1 pseudogene is annotated in these 274 nt (G+C 36.1%); it reads left to right on the forward strand.

What is annotated here, in order from left to right:
* Positions 1–274, forward strand: a pseudogene (locus tag AAEY79_RS14830) (tRNA dimethylallyltransferase); the annotation flags it as partial.

Below are 274 nucleotides of genomic sequence, written 5' to 3' on the forward strand. Positions count from 1 at the left end.
GCGCGATGCAGTACAAAAAATTGACGAATTTCATAGACAAGGTAAAGTACCTGTATTGGTTGGAGGTACAATGTTGTACTTCAAATCTTTAATTGATGGTTTATCGCCTTTGCCTGAAGCAGATACAGTAATAAGATCAGAGCTAGAAGCACAAGCTAAAGAATTTGGCTGGCCTCATTTATATAAAGAATTAGTTAAAGTTGACCCAAAAGCAGCCGAAAAAATAAGTGAAAATGACTCACAAAGAATTAATCGAGCTTTAGAGGTTTACAGG

The organism is Psychrobacter sp. GW64-MNA-CIBAN-0177 (assembly GCF_040309585.1).
In the GTDB taxonomy this organism is placed as follows: domain Bacteria; phylum Pseudomonadota; class Gammaproteobacteria; order Pseudomonadales; family Moraxellaceae; genus Psychrobacter; species Psychrobacter okhotskensis.